The organism is Desulfuromusa ferrireducens (assembly GCF_055389805.1).
Window position 1 is genome coordinate 3,755,779 of record NZ_AP042415.1, and the last position, 15,791, is coordinate 3,771,569.

Annotated in this window: 15 protein-coding genes; 2 read left to right on the plus strand and 13 right to left on the minus strand. The window is 47.0% G+C overall.

Annotation, left to right across the window (positions count from 1 at the left end; all coding sequences use genetic code 11):
- Positions 1 to 305: 305 nt before the first annotated feature.
- The 6 genes from prsK to ACZ5PT_RS16765 form a co-directional block, all read right to left on the minus strand.
- Complete coding sequence (gene prsK / locus ACZ5PT_RS16740; RefSeq protein WP_464264166.1) at positions 306 to 2,357, minus strand: XrtA/PEP-CTERM system histidine kinase PrsK; 2,052 nt, start codon at positions 2,355 to 2,357, stop codon at positions 306 to 308.
- Between the two features lie 12 nt (positions 2,358 to 2,369).
- On the minus strand, positions 2,370 to 3,008 hold the full coding sequence (locus ACZ5PT_RS16745; RefSeq protein WP_464264167.1) for an exosortase C-terminal domain/associated protein EpsI: 639 nt from the start codon (positions 3,006 to 3,008) through the stop codon (positions 2,370 to 2,372).
- Between the two features lie 189 nt (positions 3,009 to 3,197).
- Positions 3,198 to 3,578, minus strand: a complete 381-nt coding sequence (locus tag ACZ5PT_RS16750) for a GxxExxY protein (protein WP_464264168.1) — start codon at positions 3,576 to 3,578, stop codon at positions 3,198 to 3,200.
- 126 nt (positions 3,579 to 3,704) lie between these two features.
- Positions 3,705 to 4,538, minus strand: a complete 834-nt coding sequence (xrtA, locus tag ACZ5PT_RS16755; RefSeq protein ID WP_464264169.1) for an exosortase A — start codon at positions 4,536 to 4,538, stop codon at positions 3,705 to 3,707.
- A 499-nt stretch (positions 4,539 to 5,037) separates the two neighbouring features.
- Positions 5,038 to 6,411, minus strand: coding sequence for an MBL fold metallo-hydrolase (locus ACZ5PT_RS16760; protein WP_464264170.1), 1,374 nt, complete (start codon positions 6,409 to 6,411; stop codon positions 5,038 to 5,040).
- Positions 6,412 to 7,153: 742 nt separating this feature from the next.
- Positions 7,154 to 7,414 carry a type II toxin-antitoxin system Phd/YefM family antitoxin gene (locus ACZ5PT_RS16765; RefSeq protein ID WP_464264171.1) on the minus strand — a complete coding sequence of 87 codons (261 nt, stop codon included), beginning with the start codon at positions 7,412 to 7,414 and terminating at the stop codon, positions 7,154 to 7,156.
- Between the two features lie 214 nt (positions 7,415 to 7,628).
- On the opposite strand from ACZ5PT_RS16765, the gene ACZ5PT_RS16770 reads away from it, so the two are divergent.
- Entirely contained in the window at positions 7,629 to 7,862 is a 234-nt protein-coding gene (locus tag ACZ5PT_RS16770; protein ID WP_464264172.1) for a type II toxin-antitoxin system Phd/YefM family antitoxin, read from the plus strand.
- Positions 7,862 to 8,248, plus strand: coding sequence for a type II toxin-antitoxin system VapC family toxin (locus ACZ5PT_RS16775; RefSeq protein ID WP_464264173.1), 387 nt, complete (start codon positions 7,862 to 7,864; stop codon positions 8,246 to 8,248). The genes ACZ5PT_RS16770 and ACZ5PT_RS16775 overlap by 1 nt, the downstream gene beginning before the upstream one ends.
- Positions 8,249 to 8,565: 317 nt before the next feature.
- Here ACZ5PT_RS16775 and ACZ5PT_RS16780 read toward each other — a convergent pair whose 3' ends face one another.
- The 7 genes from ACZ5PT_RS16780 to ACZ5PT_RS16810 all read right to left on the minus strand — a co-directional run bounded on the left by ACZ5PT_RS16780 (position 8,566) and on the right by ACZ5PT_RS16810 (position 15,321).
- Entirely contained in the window at positions 8,566 to 8,841 is a 276-nt protein-coding gene (locus tag ACZ5PT_RS16780; RefSeq protein ID WP_464264174.1) for a type II toxin-antitoxin system RelE family toxin, read from the minus strand.
- Positions 8,825 to 9,037 (minus strand): type II toxin-antitoxin system RelB family antitoxin, encoded by a 213-nt coding sequence (gene relB / locus ACZ5PT_RS16785; RefSeq protein ID WP_464264175.1) that lies wholly within the window; start codon positions 9,035 to 9,037, stop codon positions 8,825 to 8,827. The genes ACZ5PT_RS16780 and relB overlap by 17 nt, the downstream gene beginning before the upstream one ends.
- A gap of 561 nt (positions 9,038 to 9,598) precedes the next feature.
- Positions 9,599 to 10,561, minus strand: coding sequence for a GNAT family N-acetyltransferase (locus ACZ5PT_RS16790; protein ID WP_464266752.1), 963 nt, complete (start codon positions 10,559 to 10,561; stop codon positions 9,599 to 9,601).
- Positions 10,562 to 10,737: 176 nt separating this feature from the next.
- Positions 10,738 to 11,874 carry a DegT/DnrJ/EryC1/StrS family aminotransferase gene (locus ACZ5PT_RS16795; protein WP_464264176.1) on the minus strand — a complete coding sequence of 379 codons (1,137 nt, stop codon included), beginning with the start codon at positions 11,872 to 11,874 and terminating at the stop codon, positions 10,738 to 10,740.
- Positions 11,861 to 12,973, minus strand: coding sequence for a GNAT family N-acetyltransferase (locus ACZ5PT_RS16800; RefSeq protein WP_464264177.1), 1,113 nt, complete (start codon positions 12,971 to 12,973; stop codon positions 11,861 to 11,863). The genes ACZ5PT_RS16795 and ACZ5PT_RS16800 overlap by 14 nt, the downstream gene beginning before the upstream one ends.
- Positions 12,970 to 14,061: a polysaccharide deacetylase family protein gene (locus ACZ5PT_RS16805; protein WP_464264178.1), complete on the minus strand. Its 1,092-nt coding sequence runs from the start codon at positions 14,059 to 14,061 to the stop codon at positions 12,970 to 12,972. Before ACZ5PT_RS16805 ends, ACZ5PT_RS16800 begins: the two co-directional genes overlap by 4 nt.
- 270 nt (positions 14,062 to 14,331) lie before the next feature.
- The gene (locus ACZ5PT_RS16810; RefSeq protein ID WP_464264179.1) at positions 14,332 to 15,321 is read right to left on the minus strand and encodes an IS1595 family transposase; all 990 of its coding nucleotides are present in this window, start codon (positions 15,319 to 15,321) and stop codon (positions 14,332 to 14,334) included.
- Positions 15,322 to 15,791: the final 470 nt, after the last annotated feature.

Here is a 15,791-nt window from a genome sequence, read left to right on the forward strand (position 1 = left end):
TTCTCTGCGGTCTCTGCGAGAAACACTTTTGACTTAAAACCAAAAAGAAGGCACCAGAACAAACACCAGTAAACCATACGGTTAGCCACCAAGGCTCCAGATTCAAACTCTTGTAATTAGGTTTCTTGGTTCTCTTGGTGTCTTGGTAGCAAATAACCTTTGTTTGGGTTATAGGACCGTAAAACAAACCCTGAACTTTTAGTTTCAAACCCTATCTGCGCCAATCCGCGTCCATCTGCGGCTAAAGCTCTGCACCACTGCATGAAGATTAATACTTAAAACGAAAAATCAGCCCATCCCCACTCTCACTCAGAAACCATATCAGGCGCCAGAGGCAACAACAGGCTAAAGGTTGTCCCCTCCCCCTCACGGCTTTCCACCGTGATAGTCCCATGGTGCGATTCAACAATCTGCTTACATTGATAGAGTCCGATCCCAAAGCCATGCTTCTTGGTGGTTTCGAACGGTTTAAACAAACGCTGAGCAATAAACTCGCCACTCATCCCGCAACCCTGATCGACCACCCGGATAAACGCTGACTCTTGATCGTAACCGTAGTCGATAGAAACCGGAAGGTTCTCACGCGTTGCTTCGCGGGCATTGAGCAGCAAATTCAAGACAACCTTGTAAATCTCCTCCTCGTCGGCATCGATACGGGTCGTCTCGCCTGAAATCTGCACATTACCGCCAGATGTCTCAAAGGCATCCATGACAACTTTGCTTAAATCGACCGGGGCTGTAATCAATTGCGGTTTTTCTTTGAGATTCTTCAAGCGGCCGATCAAACCCTTCATGTTGCTGACGGTATTGCCAACCGTTTCCAGCATATCTTGCTGAAACTCAGGATCATCAATATAGTCACAGGCATTATCCAGCATCAACGACAAACCGGACACCTGATTTTTCAAATCATGCAGAACAAAGGTCGAAACCTTGCCAATTGCAGCCAGCTCGCGGCTGGTTGCCAACTGCTCGGCCAAACTGATGCCCTGCAGGGTGGCGATCGATTGCCTGGCCAGCATCCGCATCAGGTCAAAATCCTCATAGGTCAGCACTTCATTACTATTGATCTGTCCGGCCAGCACCACAAACCCCTTAAGCTCATTATCGAACAACAACGGGATGATAAAGGAGGCCTCCGCTTCGGCCAGAGACTCACTCAAGGAATCGGCAAGAGCCGGATTGTCCTCCTGCAAATTAACAATCCAGTCCCGCTCGGCGAAGAGGCCGATCAAGGGATCATCATGCGTAAAGCTGCGCCAGTCGCGACGAAATTCAAAGTACGCGCTATTGGTGAAGCAGTTCTCCTCGGGGTCGAGCTGATAGAGCGCCGCACCTTTACAAGCAAAGGTCTCGCAGAAAAAAACCAGGATTTCCTGCTGCAAATCGGCCAGCGATGCGGCGGTGGAAATCCGCTCAGTAAAAACCTGCCAGTGTTGCCGATAGTCATACTTGGTCTGGCGGAAGTTCTTATGCAGATAAACCTTTACCCGGCGACGCAGATTTTCCGACAGAAACAGCGCCGAAACGATAACCGCACTGACCATCGCTAAGGCCAGCAGAAAAGTCCGTTGCGCGGGGAAATCGAGATATTTCATCCCTTCGCCGAGCAGACCCAGCCCAATCAGATAAGCGCCGACGGCAAACAGGATCATCGAGCGATAGGCGGCACCGCGGGAGACATGAATCTGCTCACCACGACTGCGATAAACCCGGGAATAACAGAGCAGTCCCGAAGTCAGCAGCAGGGCAAAAGAACGCGCATCCAATAGGCCCATATCGAGCGAACGATAGAGCAGACTCTGGCTGAAATAAACCACATAGGTACCGAGAAGCACACAAAAAGCGATGATCTCAAACTTGACCCGCCAGCGTTCATGCTGGCTGAGAGCCGACATGGTCCGCTCCAGCTGGATCATCGAAAGCACCATAAAGATCATCAATATCAGGTAAAACAGAAAACCACTGTTGGTCAGAAAGAGAATCTTTTCTTCACCAAAGTCAGGCGAAAAATAGAGTTGTTCAGGACTGAGGAAAAAAGACCCGAGCGCATAAAGCAGCGCCAAAGGCAGCAGCAGCCGTGAAGCGAGTGACAGCCGCCGAAACTCGATTGCGCGGCAGAAATAGACCGAATAGCCAATGGCGGACAGCGGCAAGCAACCTTCCAGGAAGAGGATATATTGTTTGAGAAAAAACTGTTCGGGATTGGCCAGAAGATAAGCTTCCAGGGCATGAAGCACCACCGCCAGAATCAGCAGCAGCGCTGGCGGCACAATGTCTTTCGAACGAAACTTCAGCAGCAAAAACAAGCTGAACAGCAGCGTGCAAACCAGCGCAGTTATGGAAAGAAAAGACATCGTCATCAAATGCTAATGGGGCAGCGAGGCGTTAATCGCCGGAAAGAAGTCACGGATAAATTGCTCACCGATCGCCACCGCCTTACTTTCATCGCCATCCACCATGATCGACAGGCGAATAAAAGCGGAATCCCGTCGATTGGCCAGCACCGAATTTTTCACCATCGCCAGCTTCAAGGCATATTCGTTGGTCAGAATATCATCGCGCACCTGGAACCAATAGAGAAACAGCTGCTTCTGAATATCCTTCTGATAGATGGCGCCGACATAAGGGACCTCTAGATCCCCCGCTGTCACAGTATGAACCTCGTTGCTTAGATAATTCCAGCCACTGCCCGGCAGACACTGCTTCGGCGAATGGATCGGGCCACTCTGCGGTCCGCCATTATGAAAACCGATATACAAAGAAAGACGCTGCCCGCCTTTGTTCTCGTAAGTCCGCGACAGGTAATCGGAAGGCTTCAGCACCGCCAGTACCCGCTCATCAAAGCGCGCCTGCCCGATCATCCGCCACTCCCCAGCGCGCTGCGGAAACAGCTCCAACGGCGTATTAATCGGCACCGCCGCTTCCGAGCGGGTATGCACATAGACCGCGGCTAAACCAAGGAGAATAAAGAGGAGGTAAAACCGCCAGGGTTTGATTGCTTGCATAGTATGATTCTCGCTTGAGACAATAACCTAAAGAAAAAGACATTTGACGGGATCAACAGGATAAAATCTGATTGTTAAATTCCGCAACCAATAACCGTAAGTTTTGTCCCACAGAATTTAATCCGCCCTATCCTGTTGATCCTGTCAAAAAAGGATCTATGAGTGCCGAAAGTTTCACTTGCCACAGGCTTATCTCTGCGATGCAAACGTCAAAACCTTCCGCTTAACCTCTACCTTTGATTCACTAAAATTGATCAACAACCCGACAGGTATCTTTGTTGCTGCTAAATAGTTGACTAACTGCACTTCATGGGCGACAGAAAGACTCTTCACCGCTTTCAATTCAACAACGACTTTTCCATTAACGAACAGATCAATGATAAAACTACCAACTATCTGCTCATCATAATACACATTAACAGCCTTTTGAGATTCAACTGTCAATCCAGACTTTTCAGCCTCAAGAATAAGACTTTTCTCGTAAACACTCTCAAGAAAACCGCTACCTAACGTATTGTAAACTCGGTATGAACAACCAATAATTTTTTCTGTCAGTTCAGCAGATTCCATTGCAAACCTAAGCTTTAGAAATAAATCTCGACGGGATAATTTCAACCCTACCAAACCCTAAGGGTCGAACCTTTAGATCCTGCTTTAATCCGATCTTATCCTGTAAATCCTGTCAAAAAAAGAACTTCAAGGCCAGACCTTCCGTAACACCCCACTAGCCGCAAACAACAAAACCATCGCCAACACAAACACCGCCATGCCGGCAAATTCGTGAAAAAATCCCTCCGCCGCCGCAGCGCCATAATGTTGTGCCAGAAATCCCGTCCCGATCACCCGAAGCATATTCGTCGCCACCGCGATCGGCACCGTCAAGGCAACAAGCAATACCCGCCGCGAGATCTTATTCTGTGAAAAGACCGATAGCGCAACGCCCAACGCCAATAACGACATCAGTGAGCGCAATCCACTACAGGCATCGGCAACTTCCAGCACCGTATGCGGAAACATGATGATATTGCCTTCCCGCAGTACCACCACGCCCATCAACTTGAGGACAATAACCGAGAACTTGGCGACAAACAGCTTTAAGGGAAAAGCCAGCGCATCATAAATGATGTACGGCAGCGGGATCATAAAAAACAGGAAGCCGATCGGCAGTAGCAGCGACTTCAACCACTGCCAGCCGAGCAGAAAAACCACCATCCCCGCCAACAGGAAGATGAAGGAAGCGCGCATCGAGTAAAACTCCTGCGCCGCAACACCGACAAACAGAACAAAAAAACCGAAGAAGATCAGCGGCAAACCACCGCTGGCTGGACGAACAGGGATCTGTTGCAGTTCATCCCGCTGCTGCCAGATAAAATAACCGGAGATAAGCGGGACCAGAAAGCCGTGGGAATAGTTCTCGTCGTTGAGCCAATCAAGCGACAAGCTATGAAAGATCCCGGCGTAGATAGCCGAAAGACCGAGCAGCAGAAAGACCAAAAGACTAAGCTGGTAGGCGGTAAACTGGCGGAACATCAAGAAATCAATCTCCCTCTTAACTGGCTAAATACAGTTACCAAATATGACATTAAGGACGATACACTAAACCTAACATAACCAGAACCTTGAAAGTACAGAAAAGATAAACCAACAAATCGATAACTGGACAGGATCAACAGGATAAAGTCTGATTCTAACCCCCAAAAAAGATCCTTGTTTTTAGACTTTAATCCGAATCTATCCTGTTAATCCTGTCGAAGACCAAAGATTGAAAAATATAATCATTGACGGGATCAACGCGGATACAATCTGATGTTTAAACCCAAACAAAGATCCTGATTTTTTTAGTTTTAAATCCGCACCTATCCTGTCAGAGGCTTTAGCCTTAAAAGCACTATCTGCGGTCAAGACCAGTCTAATTTGACAGGATCGACGCGGATAAGGTCTGATTGTTAAACCAAAAACAAAGATCCTGCTTTTCTGACCCTAATCCGCTTCTATCCTGTTAATCCTGTCAAAAAAGTCCTGTAATCATCTACGGAATAGACACATCTATAGCAGAAGACAACTCCTGCAACTGCTCCTGCAACTCAACTTTAGCTGTCTCATCGCCATGCACCAGATAGACCTCGGATGGCAAATGCCGCATCCGCTTGACGAAATCAACCAGATTCTTTTGATCTGCATGGGCAGAATAACCACTGATCGTATGTACCCGGGCATCAATCTGGTAGCGCTGACCATCCAGGTCGACATAACCGTTGCGCGGCCCATACTGCTGAATAGTTCGTCCAGGGGTTCCTTGCGCCTGATAACCAACAAACAGGATATCGGTGCGCTGATTGCCGAGCAGGGCTTTCAGGTAATTCTGAATCCGGCCACCGGTGCACATACCGCTACCGGCAATCACGATGCAGGGTCGGGCTTTACGCTGTAAATAATCGACCGCCTGTAAATGATCCTGATGGCTGTCGATGGTAGTAAGCTGTTCGAACGAAAGCGGATGCCGACCACTTGCAACCCGTCGCCGCGCCTCAGCATCCCAGAGCGGTTTCAGTTTTCGATAGACCTTGGTAAATTTGTTCGCTAGGGGTGAGTCGATGATCACCTCCAGATCATCCCAGGGTAGTTTCGAAGCAACCTCACGATTTCGCAGCCGATGAATCAAATCTTCCAGTTCATACAGCAGCTCCTGGGTCCGACCAATGCTGAAAGCGGGGATAAGAATAACGCCACGATTGGTCAAAGCGTTCTCGATCACCTGCTGCAGCTGCTTGCGGCGTTGACGTCGACCGGCATGCAGGCGATCACCATAGGTGCTTTCCAGAATCAGCGTGTCAACACGATAAGGGGAAGATGGCGCTGGCAACAACGGCGCATAGGGCGCACCAAGGTCACCGGAAAAAACAATCCGTCGTCCCAGCGTTTTGCACTCAACGTAAGTCGAACCCAAAATATGCCCGGCCGGTTTCAATTTTATCTGCAACGCCTGAGAACCGGTTTCGACAGTTTGCCATTGCCCATAAGCAACAGGAACAATCTGCTTGCCGATCTTTTTCAGAAAACGGTCGATCAATTGGCGATTACGAGTAAAACCGATTTTGACCGCATCCTCAAGCACCAGCGGTAACAATTTTGCAGAGGCCTCAGTGCAATAGATAGGACCAGCAAAACCAGCTGCCAGGAGATAAGGGATACGACCGACATGATCGATATGGACATGGGTAACGACCAGCGCCTTGATATGGTCGATAGCGAAATCGATCTCCAGGTTCTGCGCTTCATCATCACCTTGAAACAGCCCACAGTCGATGAGAATCCCGGCATCCTCCGCAACACGAAGTTCATGACAGGAACCGGTCACACCGGAGGTTGCGCCATGGAAATGGATTTGTGGATAGGCCAACATAAACTCCCCCCCAGGAAGACAAACCAGTTTAAAATATTTTCTGACAGGATTAACGCGGATAAAAGCTGATGTTAAAACCAAGAGCTAGATCTTGATTCTAAGAGTTAATCCGCCTTATCCTGTTAATCCTGTTAATCCTGTTAATCCTGTTAATCCTGTTAATCCTGTTAATCCTGTCAAAGATTAAAGTTTAAAAGCCCTATCCGAGTCAATACTGTGGACAAAGACACTATCTCGCCCGTTCTTTGCATTCACTCAAGTCGCAGAGATCTCAGAGTATAGACCAAGACAAACAAATCGTCCAACAGGATAAACACCAAAAAGCTATGATGTTAAAACCAAAAACAAGATCTTGATTATAAGATTTCAATCCGCCCCTATCCTGTTAATCCTGTCAAAGAACTAAATCTTTGCACGCCTTTCTCTGCGCACTCCGCGTGCTCCGCACGAAACCAGTCTCTCGCCCTTCACCGATAAACCTCCCCATGACTACCGATATCAACAAGAACAAGGGCATTGTCCTGAAAAAATAGATCTAGGGTAATACGATAACTGATATTGATCGACACAGAGTGGAGTTCGCTTAATGAGCCTTTCAGCTTATGTAAGCGCAACGAAGGATGCTGTGGGTCCAGTTCAAGAAGCTTGAGTGCTTTTTCATATTGAGGACAAAGTTCTGGGTATTTCTTTAGAAACCGCGCGGCCCGTTTATTATAGCTCGGGGTATATATGATGCGATAAGTCATTGATCAAGGCTACGTAACCGCGAAAGATGATCTTCAACGCTCTCCACAATCCCCTCCCCCTCAGCAACTTCACGACGTGACTGATACAACGCAGCTTCCAGCTCACAAACCCTTAGATGATTAAACGTAGCCATATCCATCACCACGTAACGATCTCTGCCGCGAACAGAAATAGTCGCCTCTCCCTGCTCCTTAAGAGCTGCATCAATTGACGCCACTCCCCGTGTTTTTAAATCATTTGCTGTAATCGTACCCATAGGAACACTCCTTATCGCACTATTAATAGTACGATAATAATACAGAAAGAAAGTGAAAGCAATGAGAGTCGGAGAGATGCTTCGCAAAAGAAGCTTAGTTGACAGGTGAAATATGGGGAGTGCACCCAGTTTCTCTCGCGCCGATCGGGTGAATATTGACCTGCTAACCATAAAGAGCTAAGCTTAGCTAAACCCGTACCGAAGGGAGCTATTTATGCAAATCAATATGCACGAAGCCAAGAGCAAACTCTCAGCACTAGGTGAAAAAGCCTGGAAGGGAGAAAAAGTTGTCATTGCAAGAGCAGGTACCCCCTACTTGGACCTTCTTCCACACAAAGAAACACCTATTCAGCGAAAGCCTGGTCGCTTCAAAGGCCAGATCCAAATGTCTGTTGATTTCGATCAAACCCCGGATGAATTAATTGATGCGTTTATGGGAGAAAACTGATGCAGCGCTTTCTACTCGACACACACGTCCTGCTCTGGTGGCTTTCTGATGATCCAAAACTGGGGCCTCGCTGCAAAGAATTAATTGGCGACGGTCGCAATCAGATATTTGTCAGTGCGGCAACAACCTGGGAAATGTCGATAAAATCTGCACTTGGTAAGCTGAACGCCCCCGAAGATATGGACAGCATTGTCGAAGATGAGGGCTTCGATAAACTCCCCATCAGCCTTTATCACGGGCAGCTAGCAGGCAAACTGCCAACGCTGCATCGCGATCCCTTTGACCGCATGCTGATTGCGCAGGCACAAGCCGAAGGCCTTATCCTTATAACTGCAGACGATGCCATTGGTCAGTACAGTCTACGCGTTAGGGATGCTCGGGAGTAAAGGGAAATTTCTTGCAAAACAGACTCCCTGCCCCGCAATCTACAAAATTCGATGATAGCCCCCACTCCTACCCGGTGAAAGCAAAATCGGGACTGTCCCCAGCCTCACCGGGGGCTGTCCCAAGACTTTTGCGGTTTCCATGGAGGATGGTGGAATTAAATATGGGAAGTGTCCCTAGTTTATTCCATGAAACTGTGGCGGTTCGCACCGCAAAAGCCTGGGGTCAGCCCCCATGCGGGGACAGTCCCGGATTTGCTGCACCTACCCCTAAACTAGCGCCACTTGGGAGTGCCCATAGTTTTCGTTCAAATAAGTTTTTATTTATGGCGCAGATACACCTCTCGGCGATGCCCAATAGCCAAGGCTAGGACAACCAGTCGTTGATCCTGAATTTCACAAATAATTCGATAGTCACCCACGCGGTAGCGCCATAAACCAGCCATACCTCCGCGCAATGGTTCACCGAAATGTCTGGGATTCTTGCACCCATTGATGCGGTCATCAAGCCAATCAATGAGCCGTTTCTGAATGGGACGATCGAGCTTGCACAACTGCTTCTCTGCAATATCACTGACTTCAATTGTCCAGGCCAAGATCTTTCCTCAAATCCTTAAGGGATTTAGATCCACCCATATCAGCAAGTACCTGCCGTGCCAATTCCAAATCTTCGTTGTCTTCCAAATAGCGGACAATCGCTTCGCGTACCACCGCGCTACGATTACTCCCCCTTGCCTTGGCCAACAGATCAAGTTCCAACTCGAGTTCTTTTTCTAAACGAATAGCTAACATAAGTACCTCCACAAACCGCGTATTACAATGTATAACACTGTCAGCGATCTGTCAATGCTGCCACCGCTCCTGGCAGCATTGTCGAAGATGAGGGTCAGTACCAGCTGCGAGTTAGGGATACTCGGGAGTAAAGGTGAATTTTTTGCAAAACTGGCTCCCTGCCCCGTCGAAGAGCTTTAACAGAATGGGAAATGGGGAGAGTGTCCCTAGTTTCCGAGGGATAAAATACAGTAAAGCTGATGCACGGTCCCGAAAAAAGCACCCCTAAAGCACAAGAAATATGGGGAGTGTCCCTAATTTCATTCCTGCCCCGCAATCTACAAAATTCGATGATAGCCCCCACTCCTACCTGGTGAAAGCAAAATCGGGACTGTCCCCAGCCTCACCGGGGGCTGTCCCAAGACTTTTGCGGTTTCCATGGAGGATGGTGGAATTAAATATGGGAAGTGTCCCTAGTTTATTCTTGCTGACCCCATATGCTTTCTCCGAAAAATCACCTCGCAGCAAAACAAGGAGGATCCCCAAAAAAATGAATTCACATAACCTGACGATCAAAACTGCCTAGCTGCGCATTATCCCCAACTTGACCAGGCACCCTTTAACCAAAGCCTTTGAGACTTTCTTTACATCTTTCAGCATAAAATATATTTTCAACTTCATGCTGCCAGGCGGGAGGAATATCAGTGAATAGGTATACCTACACTGGTCTGACCATAATGATTTGTAATATTCGTCACCACGCAGATAATCAAACTCATCCAAATTGTGCGAAATCGCATCAGCGACGCTTTGCCACATCAATACTGTACCTGGGCTGCAAGCTGACCAATCGGGGTCGTAGCCAGATTGATAATAGAAGATTTTCCCCTTAAAACAGAATGCATAAAGGGCAGCAATGATAGTGTCCTCTACCTTAAGGCAGTACAGGCGCAGCATATTGCGTTCAAGAAAAGATTTTGCTACTTCCGTATGGAATGCCCGGATAGTTTTTTTCCTGAAATTCCCCTGTATCCCCTTCGCATTCCAACACTTCTGATGCAAGTTGAACAAATTCGTCAGCGAGTCATCCAGCGAAACCGCGTCATGGGTAACCAGTAATTCAAATCCAAGCTTATCCAGCTTTTTTGATTTTCGTCTTACCGTAGATCTTAGTTGTGGACTCAATCCCCCCATAGCCTCCTCTAACGAATCAGGAAGCTCCAGATAAGGACATTCTTGGGACAGGTTCTGTTTTACCAGGAAATTATTGTTCTGGGCAATCTTGCGAAAGAGACTATAGACAAGGGAGGTGTCCAACAGATCCGTCAGATAGATACAATCCCAAGCGCGATCCGGCGCGCAAAGACGCTCGAAAATTGCAGTGACAACCTCATGTTCAGAGTCAGCAGCACAGATAATGTCCAGGTATTCAGAACTGACCGCTGTCGTGCCGAGAAAAACCAAGGAGTTCTTTGGATAGACACCCCTGCTGGTTGTCAGACATAAGGGTGCAATGCCGATGAGACAGCCACCCTGATCCCGCACCGTCAACAGTTGAAGCTTATAGCCGGTGCCAAACTCCTCCCACCAGGTAAACAGCCAATCCCAGGCAAGAAAAACCGACCCGGATTGGCTCCTGTCCAACAACTCATTCCACTCATCTCGCAGGGCTGCAAAAGGCTGGAGCTCCGTAACAATCTGCGTATCCAGCCTGGCCAAAGCTAGACGAGCTCCTTCAATATCGTTGCAATGTACTCAATATGCTTACTTTTCAACCCCTGATGGATAGGGATTTCAAGCAGGTGCTGGCGCAAATAATCAACCTCGGGAAACTTACCAACGGGAACATCGGGGTGATTTCGTGACCAAAAATAGACAGCCTCAATACCACGCTCAACGAGTTTTGTATGCAAAGCCAATTTATTTTTCGCAATGATCGGGAAAAATAATGGACAGACGCCATCAGGCAGTTCAGGGAAAGGGAGTTCCACTTCCCCCTTAAGCAAACTTGCCAACAAGACATAGTTGCTGCGCCGCTGCTTGACGATATGCTCAGCATCCAGTCGCTCGATCAAATAATGGGTTATTGGCGACACACCAAGGCCGAGATGTTCTGCAACCAGCTGTTCGGTATCCACCGGCACCTGCTCGCTCGGCAGCCTGCGCTTGAAGACTCTTGCCGCTGACTTTATCGACTTATTGATCCTGAATCCGACCCCGGCAAAATTTATATCCAGATTATCCAGTAGCCGGTTACCAAGATATGCCGCTGTAGACAGCATATCCGGCCGTCGCGCCTGGGCAGGCAAGGATAACGAGCTGTCATTCAGCACCAACATCCCCCCATGTGGAACTGGCAGCGTTTTATATAGGCAGAATATGCCGACATCACCAAAGGTACCAAGCTGTTGGTTATTCGAGCAACTGAACAATGACAAAGCACAGTCTTCTATCAACTTCAAATTGTGACGTTGGGCAAAAGCCTTCAACTTCTTCATTGGTTGCGGGAAACCAAAATAATGGATGACGTAAAGAACCTTTGTCGCAGGGGATAAGCTACTCTCTAAATGGTTGAAATCGATCTTGAGCTGTTCATCGATACGGTAGTAGTCGAGTTTAAGACCTTTTTTCAGCAGCGTCTCGACCTCGATACCATGATGGTAGGAAGGCATGAGAACAGCATCCCCAGGGATCAGACCAAGGACATCAATACTGTGCCAGATAGCATTACGAGCGAGGTAGTAATAGCAACTGTTCACTGCAGAAAATGGAAAGCAACCGTGACTGTTGCTTTTTCTAAAGAACACCGACGGCGGCAGGGGCTGAAATTGAGGAATCCGGTACTTAAGTTCTTGCATTGATTTTCGCCCTCAGCCGTTTCAATTGCTTCACTAAAATAAATTTATACAGGTAGGAGAGTCTCCCAAGGAGAGTCTTATTGTAGATAAATAACCATACGATTCCATGTGAACTCTCGGTCCAGTCCCGCTTCTGTGTCGTCACCTCGCCAAGAAAATCATATTCCACACGTTTTTTTTCAAAACAATCCTCAAGGATCGCTTTGCACAGAAGTTGACCAACAGAGTATGGCTTAAATTCAGGATCATAGCCTATCTTCAAGCAATACAGCTTGTTATTGTAAACAAGACTGTAATCAAATGCTGCGTAAGCTTCGCCAACTTTAAGAAAAGAGAGTTGTAACCAGTTTTTATCAAATGCAACCTTGGCAATTTCGGTATAAAAACTCGTCAACACAGGGCTGCAAGCTATGGCACTTTTATTGGCACCTTTCCAGCTTTTTTGCTCTATCTCAAAGCCACAATTAAGGGCAGGAACGAGTTTCTCTGATTCCGTAATAACTTCATACTGGACATCGCCAAGTTTAGCAAGCCGCTTTGACCTATTCTTGATATTTGAACGAAACTTTGACTTAAGAGATTGCCAGTAACTACTCCAACCATCCTCTATCGCAATATAAGCAGAGGGCCCCCTGTGCCAAATTTCAGCTAAGCAGCTATCCTTCTTTGCCACACCCAATAGAGCTTCACAACAATTGAATTGTGATGGGATTTCTTCTAGTTGCAGGATATCCCACTTTCTTGTTCTGTCTTTCAAATAATCCCACAATAAACCCACAGTTTGTTCCTGGCCGCGCTCAACGATGAGAGTAAAGAGGTTAGAGTGGTGATTCGTTAAGGAACTTAAGGTGACAACAGGATACCCAAAAAAATAACTTCTTTTCTCCATTAGTGGGGCTGCCACAATCAGATGATCGCCTTTTTTAATCAGGATGATAGCAAGAGTATGTTCATCGCCGAAGTGGGCCCACCAGGACGTCAACCATTCATGCCGCAAAAAAGGGATATCGTTATCAGACCGAGCTAGTAATGCGTTCCATTCATCCCTTAAGCCATTAAAGTCTTCGGGAGAATTAAGCTCGGCAATCTGACAACTCATAACAGATGCTTTTTTGACAAGAACCAGTCAAGCTGTTGTTTTATTTTCCACTTGAAACGTCGTGGACGATCCAACACTCCAAACATTTCCAACGCAAAATAATCATCAAAATGCTTATCGTTCAGTAAAAAATAGTTGGCATCCTTCCTCTTGAGTCTGTATACATCATCACCAGCCTTGTTAATACCAATACAGGTTGAGCAATTCGCAATAAATTCTTCTTTAAGAGCATCAAGCTTATCGTTCGGTATATTACCGTTCGGGCAAGAAAGGATATTGCCAGGTTGCCCCGTCATTTCCCTGATACGATCCCTTGCAGGCACGGTCTCTCGCAATATTTCTTCCAGTGATAGCTCGTCTAAAAATGCATGGTTCACAGTGTGGCATTCAAATGAAAAATTGTTTTCCGACATCTCCTTAATCATCGCCCAGGTCAACATCGGTGATTCAAGTTCAGCAATTCCTTGAGCACAAGACCATACAAACAAATCCTCAAGAATAGAATTTCTTTGGCTATGAGGCATTTTCTTTATTGAATCTACAATAATGTTCGTATAGCTATTGAGACAATTGTTGCCTCTATTGACAGAAAACGCAGCTAGGGGGGATCTTAAAATAACTTCACTGAAATCATCTAAATCCCAGATGCTTGTGATTATATTGTCTACCCGATCCCACCAAAGATAACCTCTGTGATCTATGGGACCCGTTACTAGAAAGATTGTTGCAGGAAAATTATATTTCTTCAGAATGGGATATGCTGATTTATAGTTATTTTTGTAGCCGTCATCGAAAGTGATAACGACTGTATTCTTATCAAATTTTTCATTTGCATCAATTTTGCGGAGAACCTCGCGTAAGGATATAACATTTGCATGCTTGCTCAGGAAGGACATTTGATCATCGAAGCTGTTCTTTTCAATGACCAGCCCCCTTCTTCTACTAATCTTAGCAGCAACACTATCGATGACCATATGATAGGTCAAGATCAAAAATTCCTGCTCACCAAATAATTGATGTAAATCAAAAGTTCCCGAGAGAGCGAGAGCTTTTGAAGTGTACATTTTAAATTTATCGACAATGATCACAGGGCTGCCTTACCGAAACGTAATACAGGTTGTAAATATAACCGATAATTGCCAGCGAATCTAAAATGTTGAACGGGGTCAGTCACAGATTAATAGACAAGGTTGAAATTGCTTCTCAAATCTTCACAAAACCTTTGCTTGCGGCCAGCGAACCGTCGGGAGCCCCCACTCCTACCCGGTGAAAGCAAAATCGGGACTGTCCCCAGCCTCACCGGGGGCTGTCCCAAGACTTTTGCTGTTTCAATGGCGGATGGTTTAATAAAATCGGTTCTATCCACAATACAAAGGCTGTGGCTGAGTAACGCCGCCCCAAATGGTTCTTCGTAGCTGGGTGCCGACAGCATGCTCAAGAAGGGCTTCAAACTGCTCCAGCACCGGTTTTGTTTGCATCACGATCTTTGACAATCCGTTTCGCTTCTTTTCCACGGGAACCCGATTGTTCCAGCGGAAGGCGACTTCGCTGAGATAGCGCGGTATGTGCTGGCGACTGACATAATGAAAGACGCCTTGCTTCGCTCTTTCCAGAATCGCATTGAAGGATTCTGCCGTGTTGACATGAGCTTCTCCGCGAGCGTATTTCCTGATGCCATGATTGACGCTTTCATGATCGGAAAACTCCTTCCCGAGCACCATGTAGGCATGCAATTGGTCCGTCATGACCCGCGCAGCAGGTGAAACGACCTGCTTGACGTGTGGTGCCAGAGCCGCGTAGCTATCGCCATGGATCACCCCGACTCGAACCGGGCCTTTTCGGCTGACCGCCACATGAACACAGGTTTTCTTGGTTCCTTTGCCCCTGGGGTGTTTCACGCCGTGTCGAAATCTCGGCTTGCCGCCAAGATACTTTTCGTCCAACTCTACGATGCCGGACAACAACCCGATGGCGTCAGCATGGACAGCCATCATGGTTCGAATCGCATGACCGACCTTCCATGCGGTTTTCTGATTGACGCCGAGCCACTTGCCTAAAAAGACCGATGAAATTCCTTTACTGGAGTTGATGATGAAATACATCGCCAGCAGCCAGGTTTGAAGCGGTAGTTTGGTGCTGCGCAAGGGCGTCTTTGTCGTTACAGTGAACTGCCCTGCGCACCCGCTGCACTCGTAAAGGCCTGGGCGGGCCGAGTCACTTTTGAGCAGCCAAGATTTCAAGCATCCACAGTGCGGACAAACCCGACCCGCGGGCCAAATCACCTTTTCCAGATATTTTCGACAAGCACCTTCATCTGGAAACATGTTGCGAAACTGATTAAGTGTCATGGGCATACCTCCTTGTGGAGCTATGTTCCATCACAATAATGTCAACCTATGTCACATCCACCTTTGTTTGGTGGATAGGACCGAATAAAATAGGGGGGATGTCCTTAGATTTTCATATGGGGTCAGACCTTCACATCTGACATAAGTGTCAATTGTGAAGATCTGACCCCATATTCTGCATGTAGGTTAGCACTTGGCTGCTACTTTTATTACGTTTTTTAACCATATACGCACGCAATATTTCATAAATTCTTCAACAAAATCTCAACAATACGCTCAGCGGACGTTCCGTCCCATTTATCTGGCACGCTCCCTTTCTGTACGTCGCCATTCAAGATCTTAAAAGCTTCACGCAAAATTGTTTCTTTGCAATTTGAATTCACCTGTCCCTAGTTTTTCTAAGATCTTCACATCTGACTTAAGTGTCAATTGTGAAGATCTGACCCCATTTTCTTTCACTAACTCCACCA